Here is a 14,872-nt window from a genome sequence, read left to right as displayed (position 1 = left end):
GCGCCCCCGGGGGCGCCGCACCCCGCCTGACACCTCACGCCGCCAGTCGCTCGGCTTCCTCGACCGCCTCCTCCAGCGTGTCGACCACCGGGACGCCGGCCTGCTCCAGGCTCGCCCGGCTGTGGGAGCCACCGGTGTAGAGAACGGCCCGCGCCCCGACGTGCCGGGCCGCGACCGCGTCGTCCGCGGCGTCCCCGATCACCACCGTGCGGGACGGCTCCACGCCGGCGAGCGCGCGTATGTGCCGGACCATGTGCTCGGCCTTGCTGCCGCCCGAGGGACCGGTCCGCCCCTCCACCCGTACGAAATGCGTCTCGATCCCGAACCCCCGGACCAGCGGGACGAGTTCCTCGTGCACATACATGCTCAGGAGCGACTGACTGCGGCCCGCCGACCGCCACTCCGCCAGCAGCTCCGTCGCGCCCGCGGTGAGCCCGCAGGTGAGCCGGTGTTCCGTGTAGTACCGGTGGAAGGTCTCGTCCATGACCTCCCACTCGGTGTCCGTCGGCAGCCGCCCCATCAGCCGCTCGTAGAACTTCGGCACCGGCACGCAGTACAACGCCCGGTACCGCTCCAGCGTGATCGGCTCCAGCCCCAGCTCGGCGAACGCCGCGTTCGTCGCCCCGATGATCGCGTCGTTGTCGTGGAACAGCGTCCCGTTCCAGTCCCAGACGATGTGCGCGTTTCCGTACGTCCCCATGCCGGAAAACGTACCCGCCGCCACTGACAATCACCGGGGGATCCGCACCGGGCACCGGGCCGCTGCCCCGGACAACGCCCGGTCACTCGCCCGGTCAGTCGCCCGGTCAGTCGCCCAGTCCCACCAGATTCGGGATCTCCTGCGTCGCATACCAGAGCAGTTCGTGGTCGTCGGCGCCGTCCACGACGAACTGCGCGTCGTCGTCCCCGCGGTCCGCCGCCTCCAGCGCCCGGGCCGCCGCGGTCACGTCCGCCTCCGCCTCCGCGGCGTCCACGTGCACCGCGGCCGCCTTGGCCAGCAGTACGGCCCCGGCGACGCGCACCTCACCGAGTGCCGCCGGATCGAGGCCCCGGTCAGGATCCGCCATCGCCGCGCCGTCCGGCACGTCGACCGCGACGACGATCCGCCGCCGGGGCGCCTCGGGGTCCGCCGCGAGCAGTCGCAGGGAGGCCAGCGCCGCCCGGCTCAGGGCCGCGTACTCCAGTTCCTCGATGTCGTCGGAGAGGTACCACTCGCGCAGCGCGGGCGTGACGGCATACGCGACGACCGGTCCCGCGCCCAGCTCGCCCGTCTTGTACGCCTCGGCGAGACCGGGGAGGGTCAGGGGAACGTAGACGCGCATGACGAGCCGCTTTCGTAGTGGGTCAGGGCTGCCGGACGGCCCAGAGAGGTTGTGAAGGCCCCTCGGAGACCGTTCCCGCGCCTCCGGCGAGTCACCCCAGGATACGTGCGGCCGTCCCCCTTCGGGGCCTGTACACCGCCTTCACGACGTCAACGAGGACACTCACGGATCACCCGGTACACCCCGGCCGCCCCACGGATTCGCGGCACCCCGCTCACCCTGATAGGCGAACCGTGCCGCGGCCACGACACGTACCCCGCTTCCTTGCGGGCACCGTCCCGCGCCTCGTACAAGATCCCCAACGAAAAGTTACCAACCGGTATCGACCGGTCCGGCGAAACGGGGACCCCCATGAACAAGGTGATGACCAGGAACAGGGCGACGACCGCGGGGAGGCGGAGCCCGGGCCAACGCCCACCGGTCCGCCACGACACCCGCCGTCCGGGCGGCGCTGACAGCCGTACGGCACCGGACCGGGGCACGCCCCGGGCGACGGCGCCCGGCACGCAAAGCCGTACCGCGCCGGTACCCCGGCCCCGCCCCACCGATGTCTTCGCCGACCGCCTCCTGTCCGTACTGAGCGGCCGACGGCCGGTGCACAGCATGCTCGGGCACACCGCCGGCCGGGCCTACGACCAGCTGGCCCGGCTCGCCGAGCGCGGCCCGCTGCGCACCCGCGGAACCCGTCCGGTCGTCCGCGACATCGGCTACTACGTTCCGCGTCCCGGCGCCGTCGAGGCATTCGCCCGCATCGGCGCGGGCGATCGACTGCGTGCGATGGCGTTCCGCCTGGAGTGCGGCCCCGACCATCGCTGGCGGTGCACAGCCGTGGAACTGGGTGGGCCGCGGACGCCCCTGACGGACGACGACTGACGCCGACGATGCGGAGGGGCCGGACACCCCACCCGGGTGCCCGGCCCCTCACGACGGCGTTGTCGCCGGCGTCACCGTCACTTCTTACGGCGGCGCCCGCCCTTCGCCTGCTTGCGGCGCTCCGCGCGCGTGAGGCCGTCCGCCTCCGAGCGCACCGGCTCGCCGTCGCTGGTGAAGTCACCCTCGACGATCCCGCCCTCGCCGTCCACGGTCGGCGCGGAGAAGTGCAGCCGCTCGTGGCGCTGCGGGGCGTCGAGACCCTTGGCACGGATCTCCGGGCGGGCCGCCTGGGCGGCCACCGCCTCCTCCTTCTCCAGGGAGGGCTTGGCGTCCTCGACGGGGACCTCCTCGACCTGCTGCTCGACCTGGACCTCCAGGTTGAACAGATAGCCGACGGACTCCTCCTTGATGCCGTCCATCATCGCGGTGAACATGTCGAAGCCCTCGCGCTGGTACTCGACCAGCGGGTCCTTCTGCGCCATCGCGCGCAGGCCGATGCCCTCCTGGAGGTAGTCCATCTCGTAGAGGTGCTCGCGCCACTTGCGGTCCAGGACCGACAGCACGACCCGGCGCTCCAGCTCCCGCATGATCTCCGAACCGAGCTGCGCCTCACGCTGCTCGTACTGCTCGTGGATGTCGTCCTTGATGGACTCGGCGATGAACTCGGCGGTCAGCCCGGCCCGGTCGCCGGCCGCGTCCTCCAGTTCCTCGATGGTGACCCTCACCGGGTAGAGCTGCTTGAAGGCGCCCCACAGCCGGTCCAGGTCCCACTCCTCGGCGAAGCCCTCGGAGGTCTCGGCGGCGACGTACGCGTCGATCGTGTCGTCCATGAAGTGCTGGATCTGCTCCTGCAGGTCCTCACCCTCCAGGACGCGGCGCCGCTCGCCGTAGATGACCTCACGCTGCCGGTTGAGGACCTCGTCGTACTTGAGGACGTTCTTCCGGGTCTCGAAGTTCTGCGTCTCCACCTGCGACTGGGCGGACGCGATCGCGCGCGTGACCATCTTGTTCTCGATCGGCACGTCGTCCGGGACGTTCGCCATCGACATCACGCGCTCGACCATCTGGGCCTTGAACAGGCGCATCAGGTCGTCGCCCAGGGAGAGGTAGAAGCGGGACTCGCCGGGGTCGCCCTGACGGCCGGAGCGGCCGCGCAGCTGGTTGTCGATACGGCGGGACTCGTGGCGCTCCGTGCCCAGGACGTAGAGGCCGCCCAGGGTCTCGACCTCGTCCTTCTCGGCCTTGACCGCCTGCTCGGCCTTCTCCAGGGCGGCGGGCAGCGCCGCGGCCCACTCCTCGATGTGCTCCTCCGGGTCGAGCCCGCGCTGGCGCAGCTCGGCCTCGGCCAGGTCCTCGGGGTTGCCGCCGAGCTTGATGTCCGTACCACGGCCGGCCATGTTCGTGGCGACGGTGACGGCGCCCCTGCGGCCGGCCTGGGCGACGATCACGGCCTCACGGTCGTGCTGCTTCGCGTTCAGCACCTCGTGCTGGATACCGCGCTTGCTCAGCTGCTGGGACAGGTACTCCGACTTCTCGACCGAGGTCGTGCCGACGAGGATCGGCTGGCCCTTCTCGTGCTTGTCGGCGATGTCGTCGACGACCGCCTCGAACTTCGCGACCTCGGTGCGGTAGATCAGGTCCGACTGGTCCTTGCGGATCATCGGCCTGTTGGTCGGGATCGGGACCACGCCGAGCTTGTAGATCTGGTGGAACTCGGCGGCCTCGGTCATCGCCGTACCGGTCATGCCGGAGAGCTTGTTGTAGAGGCGGAAGAAGTTCTGGAGGGTGATCGTGGCGAGCGTCTGGTTCTCGTCCTTGATGTCCACCCCCTCCTTCGCCTCGATGGCCTGGTGCATGCCCTCGTTGTAGCGGCGGCCGGCGAGGATACGGCCCGTGTGCTCGTCGACGATCATGACCTCGCCGTCAATGACGACGTAGTCCTTGTCGCGCTTGAAGAGCTCCTTGGCCTTGATCGCGTTGTTCAGGTAGCCCACCAGCGGGGTGTTCACCGACTCGTAGAGGTTGTCGATGCCCAGCCAGTCCTCGACCTTGGTGACGCCGGACTCGTGGATGGCGACCGTGCGCTTCTTCTCGTCGACGTCGTAGTCGCCGGTCTCCTCGACACCCTTCAGCGGGTTGCCCGCCTCGCCTCGCTTGAGGCGCGTGACCAGCTTGGCGAAGTCGCCGTACCACTTGGTGGCCTGGTCGGCGGGGCCGGAGATGATCAGCGGCGTACGGGCCTCGTCGATGAGAATGGAGTCGACCTCGTCGACGATGGCGAAGTTGTGGCCGCGCTGGACCAGTTCCTCCTTCGACCACGCCATGTTGTCGCGGAGGTAGTCGAAGCCGAATTCGTTGTTCGTGCCGTAGGTGATGTCGCAGGCGTACTGCTCGCGGCGCTGGGCCGGGGTCATGTTGGCCAGGATGCAGCCGACGCTCAGGCCCAGGAACTTGTGGACGCGGCCCATCATCTCGGAGTCGCGCTCGGCCAGGTAGTCGTTGACCGTGACGATGTGGACGCCGTCTCCGGAAATGGCGTTCAGATAGGCGGGCAGCGTGCCGACCAGGGTCTTGCCCTCACCGGTCTTCATCTCGGCGACATAACCGAGGTGCAGCGCGGCGCCACCCATCATCTGCACGTCGTAGTGCCGCTGGCCGAGGACTCGCTTGGCGGCCTCGCGCACGGTGGCGAACGCCTCGGGGAGCAGGTCGTCCAGGCTCTCGCCGTCGGCGTACCGCTGCTTGTACTCGTCGGTGAGAGCCCGCAGCTCGGCGTCGGAGAGGTCGATGAAGTCCTCTTCGATGGAGTTGACCTGGTCCGCGATGCGGTGCAGCTTGCGCAGGATCTTGCCTTCGCCTGCACGCATGATCTTCGAGAGGACGGACACGGGGGTTTGTCTCCTTGCCGTTCGGGCCTGGGACGGTCGGTTACATATGACAGCTTGAGCAACGGCCATCGTAAGCGAGGACCCCGCCACGCCGGGAGGTCTGCCGTCGACAGCCATTAGGACAACGGACGGGCGTCGCGGAAGGTGCCGCGCCGATGCTACGAATTGTCACGAGAATCTCACGCGGTGACACGTGACACAGTGCGGGCCGGCCCGGTGGTGACGGCGCCCCGGCACGAAAAATCATGGCGTCGCGGCGGGCGGCCGAGCAGAATCGGGCGATGGACCCCGTCAGCCTGACCACCGGCCGTCTTCTGTTGCGCACCGTGGGCCCGTCGGACGTCGAAGCGGTGTACGAAGCCGCCCAGGATCCCGACATCCAGCGCTGGACCACGATCCCGTCCCCGTATCTGCGCGAGCACGCGGAGGGGTTCGTCCGGCAGATGGTGCCCGACGGCTGGGCGGAGGCGTCGATGTTCACGTTCGGCGTGTTCCTCCCCTCCGGGGAGCTGGTGGGCATGCTCGGGCTGACGATGCGCTCGCTGGGCGTCGCCGAGGTGGGCTTCTGGGCGGCGAAGGAACACCGGGGCAACGGCTACCTCACGGAGGCGACGCTGGCCGCGTCCCGCTGGGCCTTCACCCGGATGTCCATCGACCGCGTGGAGTGGCGTGCCGAGGTGGGCAACGCGGGCTCCCGCGCGGTCGCGGAACGCGCGGGCTTCACCGTCGAGGGCACCCTGCGCTCCGCGATCAACAACAAGGGGGTGCGCCGGGACTGCTGGGTGGGCTCCCTGCTGCCGTCGGACCTGGGCCTGCCGTCGGCGGCGCCGTATCTGCCGGCGCGACCGTAGCGGGCCGCACGTCCCGTGCCCGCGTCGGCCGCCGTTGTCAGTGGCACCCCCTACCGTGTCAGCATGCCGAGTCTCCCGCGTCCCACCACCGAACTGTCCGCCGACGAGGCCCGCCGTATCGCCCTGCGGGCCCAGGGCCTCCTCGGCGCCCCCGACCGCAGGGGCGGCGTGCGCGGCGTCCTCCGCCACCTCGGCGCGGTCCAGCTCGACACCATCTCGGTCCTCGCCCGCTCCCACGAACTCATCCCTTACGCCCGTCTGGGAGCCATAGGCCGCAAGGCGGTCGACTCGGCGTACTGGACGTCGTCGGACGGCGCCGCCCCGGCGCCCCACGCGTTCGAGTACTGGTCCCACGCCGCCTGCATCCTGCCCATCGAGGAGTGGCCCCACTTCGCCTTCCGCCGCCGCGCCTACCGCTCCCGCCCGCACTGGAACCACCCGCTCCCGGACGGGGTCTACGACCAGGTCGTCAAGCAGCTGCGCACGGAAGGCCCCCTGACCGCCACGGAGTTGGGCGGCGCGAAGAACACCAGCGAGTGGTGGGACTGGTCCGGCACGAAGGTGGCCGTGGAGCGCGCGCTGATGTACGGCGAGGTGGTGTGCGTCGAGCGCCGGGGCTGGAAGCGGGTGTACGACCTCGCCGAGCGCGCCGTCCCCCCGGAACTCCTCCACGACGACCTGGACGACGCCGAGTGCCTGCGCCGTCTCGTCCGCCTCGCCGGCCAGTCCCTCGGTGTGGGCACGCGCGCGGACATCGCGGACTACCACCGTCTCAAGGGCGAGCAGGTGGAGGCGGTGATCGCGGACTCGGGCCTGGTCCCGGTGACGGTCGAGGGCTGGGGCAAGCCGGCGTGGGCGGACCCGGAGGCACTGCGGACCCCGCCGCGCGGCCGCCACCGTACGACGCTCCTGTCGCCCTTCGATTCCCTGGTCTGGGAGCGGGCGCGGACGGAGCGGATCTTCGGCTTCACGCACCGGCTGGAGGCGTACGTCCCCAAGCCCAAGCGGATCTACGGCTACTTCGCGATGCCGGTCCTGGCCGGCGGCCGGCTGGTCGGCCGGGTGGACCCCGCGCGCGAGGGCCGCACGCTGGTCGCCAAGCAGGTCACCCTGGACGGCTCCCGGGCGGTTCCGGCAGTGGCCCAGGCCCTGCTGGAGGCGGCGGCCTGGGTGAACTGCACGAACGTACGCGTGGAGCGGGTGGACGCCCCCGCTCTGCGGGAGCCGTTGGTCCACGAGCTGGACCATGCCCTGGGCTGATGCCGGGAGCCCTCGCCCGGGGACCCGTCCCGCTAGCGGATCTCCAGGATCTTCTCCCGCATCGCGTAGACCACCGCTTCCATTCTGGAGTGCAGTTGCAGCTTCTCCAGGATGTTGCGCACATGGTTCTTCACGGTGTTCTCGGAGATGAACAGCTCCTTGGCGATGTCCCGGTTGTTCATTCCGGTGGCGACCAGCTTGAGGACCTCGAGCTCCCGGTCGGTGAGCCGCGGCGCCGGGACCAGCCGGCGCTCATCGGTCCGCTGGATCATCGACTTGAACTCGGTGAGGAGTTTGGACGCCATGGAGGGACTGATCTGCGACTGCCCGTCGGCGACGGCGCGAATGGCCGTGGCGACCTCGTCCGTGGAGATCTCCTTGAGGAGGTACCCGGTCGCGCCGGCCTTGATCGCGTCGTAGAGGTCGGCCTCCTCGTCGCTGATGGTCAGCATGATGATCTTCGCGCTGGGCGCCACCTCCTTGATGGAGGTGCACGCCTCGATCCCGCCCCGCTTGGGCATCCGCACGTCCATCAGCACGATGTCGGGCAGCAGATCGGCCGCCTTGTCGACAGCCTCCGCGCCGTCCCCGGCCTCACCGACGACCTGGATGTCCTCCTCGGCTGCGAGCACGATCTCCAGACCACGCCGGAAGAGAGCGTGGTCGTCCACGACGAGGACGCGGATGGGCTCCTTGCGTGGCGCGCCCGCCTGCGGGCCCATGCCGACGACGCCGTCGTCAGCATCCTCATCACGCATCGGTCCGAAGCTGTCCGCCATCGTTCCTCCCCCTGAAGGCTGTGGCCTGTGGTCCCGAGCCATCGCCAACCCAAGGCAACGGCCCACCGGTTGAGCCGTTGTGACCATGATTCCATGCCGAGGCGACAGTCAGGTGACAGAGCACGGAGCGAAGTGGTCGCACACCGGTGCCCCCGGGGGCGCACGGGCTCACCAGGGGCACCGGGTACAGCGATCACCGGGCGGGGTCAGCCGCCGGCCCCTCCGTCCACGGTGGCCGCCTCGGCCACCATCTGGTCGGTGCTGAGGTGGATGACACCGTAGTCGTAGGCGTGCCGGCGGTAGACGACGCTGGGTTGCTTGGTCTCGGAGTCGACGAACAGATAGAAGTCGTGCCCGACCAGCTCCATTTCATAAAGAGCCTGGTCGAGCGACATCGGGGACGCGACGTGGGTCTTCTCCCTGACGACGAGAGGGCCTTCGCCCTTCACCTCGAGGGGGCCGATCTTCTTGGTCGGCACCGCCTCCGGTTCCTCTTCCGGGACGACGTCGCCGTTGCCGTTGAGCGTCGCGGCGTCCGGGACGTGGTGGGGGACTTCGGCGGCCGAGATCCTGCGGACTCCGCGGCGGGTGTGGCGCTTGTCGTGCTGCTTGCGCAGCCGCGCCTCCAGCTTCTCCGCCGCCAGATCGAGTGCCGCGTAGGGATCGCTGGCCGCTGCCTCCGCCCGGATCACCGGACCGCGGGAGCGGAGGGTGATCTCCACCCGGTCGGAACGGTCGGCCTGTCGGGGGTTGGGCTCCTTGGACACCTCGACGTCCAGGCTGATCACCTTGCCATCGAGCTTCTGGATCTTCTCCAGCTTCAGCTTCTCGGCCACGTGCTTCCGGAACCGCTCGGGCACCTCGGTCTTGCGGCCCTTGACGACGATGTCCACGCAGAACTCCGTTCCCGGATCGCTCCGCATCCCTGGCGGAGCATCTCCCTTGTGCACCAGGCTCCGGTGAGCCCCGGAACCTCGGACTCGGTGACTTCCACCTCCTCCTCCCCCGCGGGCGAGTTCGCCACCCCACCACTACGGGTGATGAAGGAAAACCCGCAGCAGGGCACTGGAATATGAGGGGATGGCCTGCGCCTTTCCCTCACAACCGAACATATCTCGCCCGGGCTGATGTCGTCACCCTCTACCGCCGCGTACCTCCGTTCAGGCGAATTGGCCTGCTCATTACCTGCAACGACCCGACTTCGCGGTCAGTTCCAATTCGTTTCGAAGGAACCCGGCGAGGCGGCCACCACCGCCGCGCGGATCCCGTACCCGGGGCCGTACCCGGGGCTGTTCCCGGCAGCCGCCCCGTGCGGCGCGCGCATCCCGTGCGCCCGTGCCGTCCCCCACTCGCTCCTCCGTTCCCCCCTTGCTTCCCCGGCCGCGCGCGCATATACCTCGGGGTCCGCCCTCCACGGGTCCGCGAGCGCGGCCCGTACCGCACGGGCCGCCTCCGCCAGCGAGGCGCCCGTCGTCATCAGGTCGTCGACGAGCACGACCCGCCCGCCGGCCAACAACGGACCGCACCCCGCTGCCACTTCCAGCGCGCCCGCGAGATTGGCCAGTCGCCGGCCGGAGTCGAGCCCCGACTGGTCGGCCACGGTCCGCCGCTGCCGCAACACGGCCGCCACCCGGGCCGCCGTCCCGGCGCGGCGCAGTCCTCCCGCGGCCACGAGCGCGATCCGCCGCGTGGGGTCGTGTCCCCGGGCCCGCACGGCCCGCCGCGAGGAGGGCACGGGCACGAGCAGCACGGGACCCACGGGTGGCACAGGTGGCACGGGTGGCACAGGTGGCATCGGCGTGGGCAGTCGGCCGCCACCGGTCCCGGCCGCCGCCTCGCCCAGCCCCGCCCGCACGGCGCCGGCCAGAGCCGTCCCCAGCGGACCCGCGAGTGTCAGCGCGCCCCGCTCCTTGTGGGCCAGGAGCAGGGAGCGCACGGCACCCTCGTACGGCGCGGCGGCGTGCACCACGGGCAGGCCCGCCGGCTCCGGCACCGGTCGCACCCGGCGCGGCGCGGCGGCGTGGAGGGCGGCGCGGCACTCCGGGCAGAGCACCGTGCGCGGCCTCCCGCAGCCTTCGCACGCGGCCGGCAGCACCAGGTCGGTGAGGTCCTGCCACCACCCCCGCATGTCCACCACTGTGCCGGGCTCCGCGGCGGCCCGCCAGCCCTGTGGACAACGCCCGGGCACCCGCGCCACGCCGTGCCCGGGGGCGCTCACCCCGGATAGACCGGGGCCGTCCCCGCCTTGACCACCTTCTGCCACTGCGCCCCGGCAGACAGCCGTACGATCCCGTCCTCCGAGTACGCCACCAACGGCAGCCGCTCGTTCTCGGACGCCGCGATCTGCTTCACGCCCGTCAGCGACGCCGGAGGGTTGCCCGCCGGCGTGGAACCGTCGACCTGCACGTAGCGGATCTGCTCCACCCCGCCGGCCTCGCTCCCGACCAGCACGAGCCGGCTGTCACCGGCCCACGACATAGCGGTGACCTCCTCCAACTGAGGGGTCACCGAGTGCAGTCCGAGGATCGACACACTGGGCCGCCCGCCGGTCCCGCTCTCCCGCTGCACGCGCCCGATCCGCAGCGACGTCGTGCCGCCCTTCTCCACGATCAGCGCGATCCGGACCCCGTCGGCGGCCACCCGTACCGCGTCCACTCGCCCGTCGAGGCTCGGCGTGCGCACCTCCACGGGCTCGCCCGCGCCCTTCTGCAACAGGAGAAGCCGGGGGTGCCCGGGATCGCGGTCGGCCACCCACAGGTCGCCCGCGCCGTCCCAGCTCGGCGTCGTCAGCCGGTCGTCCGCCGACGCGCCCAGGCTGGTCAGCACCGCGTCCCCGAGCGAGGCGCCGGAGACCAGCGACCCGACGTACAGGTACCGCCCGTCCGCCGAGACGCCGGCCGCCTTGTCCTCGTCGCGCGAGACCGCCGCGGCGCGCAGCCTCTTGATCCCGTCGCCGAGCGCACCGGGCACCGGTTCGGGATCGTTGGAGCTGATGTTGCTGGGCAGGCGGACGAGTCGCTGCCTGCCGTCCATGAAGTACTCGTACTCGGGCCGCTTGCCCGTGCCGTGCGCGGCGATCGTCTCGGCCCGGTCCTCGTTCAGGTCGCACAGCTTCCTGCCGTTCGACCGCTGCAGCTCGACCTGGCTGACCCCCGTGGGGGTCAGGCCCTGGAGCGTGAAGAGCAGCTGCGCCGCCATCCTGGCGCACTGGGTCTGCCCGACCCGGTCGGCCTTGTCGTTCAGCGGCACCGACAGCTTGTTCTGGTCATCGGGCGAAAGGGAGGTGACGTCCTTCTTGAGCGCCGTGCCCGAGGGGAAGCTCGACGTCGCCACGGGGTCCAGCCAGCGGGTGGGGCCCTTCAGCAGCGCGCGGACCGTCGAGGTCACGGGGTCCACCTTGCTGCGCACGTACACCGGGTCCGCGACCGTGCCCAGCTGATCGCCCGCCTCCGTGGGAATGCTCGTCGCGTAGTAGTACTTATTGACCGAGAGGTAGTTGCGCTGGAAGTCGGACTTGCCCATCACCACACCCTGTGGCAGCGCGTCGATCCGCCACTGGTTGGTCTTCTTCTCCAACGTGAGGTGCACCGTCTTGCTGTACTCCCCCGAGTCCGGCGCGTACGCGTGCTGGGCGTCCACGACCGCGAGCCTGGTGCCCGTCAGCGTGTACGTGTAGGCGCCCTCGTCACCCGCCTGCCTGCCCCCGGCGGCACGGGCGGCCACGGGGTTCGGACCTTCGGAGAGCACCGTGGTGGACTGATCCGGGTTCCACGCGCGAGAGGCACCGGCGGTCAGATACTTGCGCGCCGTCTCGTACTGCGGGTCGTCACTGGTCAGCGCCTCCAGGAAGCCCTGCACGATCTCCGCGGGGACGGCGTTCTCGCGCGGCGGCATCGCGAAGACGCGCACCTGGGCGTCCTGCCGGGGCGTCGACTCGACCCCGCGAAGATCACCGCTGTCCGGCATCGATGCGCATCCGGCCAGCAGCACGGCGCCACAGCCGACGTAGGCCCCGACGCGCAGCAGCGCACGCCGTCGGCCGCCCCCCTCAGCGCCCACCGACTGCCTCCCCTTGCTCCCGCTCGTCCGGCCCGCCGCCGTCCTGTGACGGCCGCCGTGCCCTGTCGTCCTGCCGCTGTGCCCGCCCCACCTGCCGGGGTACCACGCGCGCGCCGTTGCCGGGCAGCGCGGTGGGGTCGGCCGTCGGCGTCACCGCGGCGTGCCGCGGCGTGATCGGGTCGGGCGGCGGCACCCCCTCGTGCGTGGACTGGGCGGGCACCACGGCCTGCTTCCCGGAGCCGCCCTGCGGCAGCCCGGCATCGATCAGGCCGCGATTGCGCCGCGAGTCCTTGGGCTCCAGCGGTATCGGCGAACCGCGCAGCGGCTCGTCCGCGGTTCGCGGCAGCGTCAGCCGGAACTGCGACCCGCCGCCCGGTTCGCCCCATGCCTGCAGCCAGCCGCCGTGCAGCCGGGCGTCCTCCAGGGCGATCGACAGCCCGAGGCCCGTACCGCCCGTGGTGCGCGCGCGTGCCGGGTCCGCCCGCCAGAAGCGGCTGAACACCCGGGTCGCCTCGCCGGGCTTGAGCCCCACGCCGTAGTCGCGCACGCCGACGGCGACCGCGCCGCCCGCCGCCGCGAGCTTGACCACCACGTCCTTGCCCTCGCCGTGCTCCACGGCGTTGACGACGAGGTTGCGCAGCACCCGCTCGACACGCCGGGCGTCCGCCTCGGCCACGACGGGCTGCTGGTCACCGACGACGCGTATCCGCGTGCCCTTGCGCTCGGCGAGCGGCTCGGCGCCGCTGACCACACGCCGCACGACATCGCGCAGATCGATCGGCTCGGCCTCCAGCGCCGCCGCGCCCGCGTCGAAGCGGCTGATCTCCAGCAGGTCGGCGAGCAGCGACTCGAAACGGTCCAGCTGATCGGCGAGCAGTTCCGCGGACCGCGCCGTGACCGGGTCGAAGTCCACGCGCGCCTCGTGAATGACGTCGGCCGCCATCCGCACGGTCGTCAGGGGCGTCCGCAGCTCGTGGGACACGTCCGAGACGAACCGACGCTGCATCCGCGACAGATCCTCCAACTGCTGGATCTTGAGCTGCAGGTTCTGCGCCATCTTGTTGAACGCCTCACCCAGCCGCGCGATGTCGTCCTCGCCGGTGACCTTCATGCGTTCCTGGAGTCGCCCTGCGGAGAGCCGTTCGGCGATGCCCGCAGCCATCCTCACCGGTGTGACGACCTGTCGCACCACGAGCCAGGCGATGGCGCCGAGGAGCACGACGACGAACAGCCCGGCCGTCGCGAGCGTCCCCTTCACCAGGCTGAGCGACTTCTCCTCCTGGGTGAGCGGGAAGAGGAAGTACAGCTGGTAGGGGTCCCCGTTCGGATCGTTGATCTGCTTGCCGATGATCAGCGCCGGCTGCGGCTGGCGGCTGGTGTCGGTGTAGACGATGCGGGTGTAGCTCTGGGCCACGCCCATGCCGGCGTCGAGGCGCTTGCGCAGGCCCTCGGGCACGCTCAGGCTCGGGTCCACACCGCCCGATGCGCGCGGCCCGAGGCCTCGGTTGTCATTGTCCGCGGCGGTGGTGCTGAGCGTGACCACGTCGAAGGCGCCCTGGCCACCGCTGGAGAGCGACTCGACGAGGTCGCTCATCCACCCTCTGACGTTCTGCACGGGGTTGCTGTCCGTGCCCGCGTTGTCGTCCCCGCCGCTCGCGCTGGCCGCGCTGTCGGCCTTCTGCCCGGCGACCGTGAAGCCTCCGACGGCCTGGCTCTGGGACGCCTTCACCTTGGCGTCCAGGAGACCGTTGCGCACCTGGCCGATGACCACGAAGCCCAGCAGCAGCACCACGCCGAGCGACATCAGCAGGGTTGTGACGACGATCTTGAGCTGGATGTTGCGCCGCCACAGCCGCATCACCGGCAGCAGCGGACGGCGCACCCAGCGCATGACGAGCCGGAGAACCGGGCTCCCCTGGACTCCGCCCTGGAGCAGCCCGCCCTCGAAGAACGCTTGCCATCCGGTGCCCGTCGTCCGCAGCCCGACAGGCCGCCCCGGACGCGCCCCGGGCCGGCCGGGCGCCGAAGCGGCACCGTCCCGGGCCACGTCAGCTGGGTCCGGCCTTGTAACCGACGCCACGGACGGTCACGACGATCTCCGGGCGCTCCGGGTCCTTCTCCACCTTGGACCGCAGCCGCTGGACGTGGACATTGACGAGGCGGGTGTCCGCGGCGTGGCGGTAGCCCCAGACCTGCTCCAGCAGCACCTCGCGGGTGAACACCTGCCACGGCTTGCGCGCCAGCGCCACCAGCAGGTCGAACTCGAGCGGTGTCAGCGCGATCGACTGCCCGTCCCGCTTCACGGAGTGACCGGCCACGTCGATGACGAGATCGCCGATGGCAAGCTGCTCGGGCGCCGGCTCCTCCGACCTCCGCAGCCGTGCCCGGATGCGGGCCACGAGCTCCTTCGGCTTGAACGGCTTCACGATGTAGTCGTCCGCGCCCGACTCCAGGCCCACCACCACGTCCACGGTGTCGCTCTTGGCCGTCAGCATCACGATCGGCACGCCGGACTCCGCCCTGATCAGGCGGCACACCTCTATGCCGTCCCGGCCGGGCAGCATCAGGTCGAGCAGCACCAGGTCGGGCTTGGTCTCGCGGAAGGCGGCCAGCGCCCTGTCGCCGTCGGCTACGAAAGACGGCTCAAAACCTTCTCCACGCAACACGATGCCGAGCATCTCGGCCAGTGCGGTGTCGTCGTCGACGACAAGGACTCGTCCCTTCATAAACGACATCATCCCATTAACTAAATCGTTACCTGGCGTGACCTGTCACACAGCGCGGCGAGAGCCCCCGCTGTCACGGGCGAGGCGACCCCCTCCTCGGTGACGATCGCCGTC

General features: G+C 70.7%; 12 protein-coding genes and 1 pseudogene. 3 read left to right on the top strand and 10 right to left on the bottom strand.

Translation table 11 applies throughout. The features are described 5' to 3' along the window. Positions 1 to 34 precede the first annotated feature (34 nt). Both ACFSL4_RS14630 and ACFSL4_RS14625 read right to left on the bottom strand, forming a co-directional pair. Positions 35 to 700, bottom strand: coding sequence for an HAD family hydrolase (locus ACFSL4_RS14630; RefSeq protein WP_381082523.1), 666 nt, complete (start codon positions 698 to 700; stop codon positions 35 to 37). Positions 701 to 806: 106 nt separating this feature from the next. Then, positions 807 to 1,322 (bottom strand): DUF6912 family protein, encoded by a 516-nt coding sequence (locus ACFSL4_RS14625; protein WP_381082521.1) that lies wholly within the window; start codon positions 1,320 to 1,322, stop codon positions 807 to 809. Between the two features lie 351 nt (positions 1,323 to 1,673). On the opposite strand from ACFSL4_RS14625, the gene ACFSL4_RS14620 reads away from it, so the two are divergent. After that, a complete protein-coding gene (locus tag ACFSL4_RS14620) occupies positions 1,674 to 2,195 on the top strand; it encodes an Rv3235 family protein (protein WP_381082519.1) in 522 nt (173 codons plus the stop codon). A 77-nt stretch (positions 2,196 to 2,272) separates the two neighbouring features. Here the strand turns inward: ACFSL4_RS14620 and secA are convergent, their stop codons facing one another. After that, positions 2,273 to 5,083: a preprotein translocase subunit SecA gene (secA, locus tag ACFSL4_RS14615; protein ID WP_381082517.1), complete on the bottom strand. Its 2,811-nt coding sequence runs from the start codon at positions 5,081 to 5,083 to the stop codon at positions 2,273 to 2,275. Positions 5,084 to 5,364: 281 nt separating this feature from the next. Between secA and ACFSL4_RS14610 the strand changes: the two genes are divergently transcribed. Together ACFSL4_RS14610 and ACFSL4_RS14605 are read left to right on the top strand one after the other, a co-directional pair. Continuing rightward, on the top strand, positions 5,365 to 5,934 hold the full coding sequence (locus ACFSL4_RS14610; protein ID WP_381082515.1) for a GNAT family N-acetyltransferase: 570 nt from the start codon (positions 5,365 to 5,367) through the stop codon (positions 5,932 to 5,934). A gap of 63 nt (positions 5,935 to 5,997) precedes the next feature. Further along, complete coding sequence (locus ACFSL4_RS14605; protein ID WP_381082513.1) at positions 5,998 to 7,194, top strand: winged helix-turn-helix domain-containing protein; 1,197 nt, start codon at positions 5,998 to 6,000, stop codon at positions 7,192 to 7,194. 32 nt (positions 7,195 to 7,226) lie between these two features. Here ACFSL4_RS14605 and ACFSL4_RS14600 read toward each other — a convergent pair whose 3' ends face one another. The 7 genes and pseudogenes from ACFSL4_RS14600 to ACFSL4_RS14570 all read right to left on the bottom strand — a co-directional run. Beyond that, a complete protein-coding gene (locus ACFSL4_RS14600; protein WP_381082511.1) occupies positions 7,227 to 7,973 on the bottom strand; it encodes a response regulator in 747 nt (248 codons plus the stop codon). Positions 7,974 to 8,179: 206 nt separating this feature from the next. Next, entirely contained in the window at positions 8,180 to 8,866 is a 687-nt protein-coding gene (gene hpf / locus ACFSL4_RS14595) for a ribosome hibernation-promoting factor, HPF/YfiA family (protein ID WP_381082509.1), read from the bottom strand. Positions 8,867 to 9,180: 314 nt separating this feature from the next. Continuing rightward, positions 9,181 to 10,101 (bottom strand): ComF family protein, encoded by a 921-nt coding sequence (locus tag ACFSL4_RS14590; protein ID WP_381082507.1) that lies wholly within the window; start codon positions 10,099 to 10,101, stop codon positions 9,181 to 9,183. Positions 10,102 to 10,187: 86 nt separating this feature from the next. Then, on the bottom strand, positions 10,188 to 12,032 hold the full coding sequence (locus ACFSL4_RS14585) for an LpqB family beta-propeller domain-containing protein (protein WP_381082505.1): 1,845 nt from the start codon (positions 12,030 to 12,032) through the stop codon (positions 10,188 to 10,190). Continuing rightward, a complete protein-coding gene (mtrB, locus tag ACFSL4_RS14580; RefSeq protein ID WP_381082503.1) occupies positions 12,022 to 14,079 on the bottom strand; it encodes an MtrAB system histidine kinase MtrB in 2,058 nt (685 codons plus the stop codon). Before mtrB ends, ACFSL4_RS14585 begins: the two co-directional genes overlap by 11 nt. Before the next feature lies 1 nt (position 14,080). Beyond that, a complete protein-coding gene (gene mtrA, locus ACFSL4_RS14575; protein WP_275676933.1) occupies positions 14,081 to 14,770 on the bottom strand; it encodes a two-component system response regulator MtrA in 690 nt (229 codons plus the stop codon). A gap of 8 nt (positions 14,771 to 14,778) precedes the next feature. Further along, positions 14,779 to 14,872: pseudogene (locus tag ACFSL4_RS14570) on the bottom strand (S-methyl-5-thioribose-1-phosphate isomerase); the annotation flags it as partial.

The organism is Streptomyces caeni (genome assembly GCF_042678285.1).
GTDB classification, from domain to species: Bacteria; Actinomycetota; Actinomycetes; order Streptomycetales; family Streptomycetaceae; genus Streptomyces; species Streptomyces caeni.
This window is presented reverse-complemented; position numbering and strand designations above follow the sequence as displayed.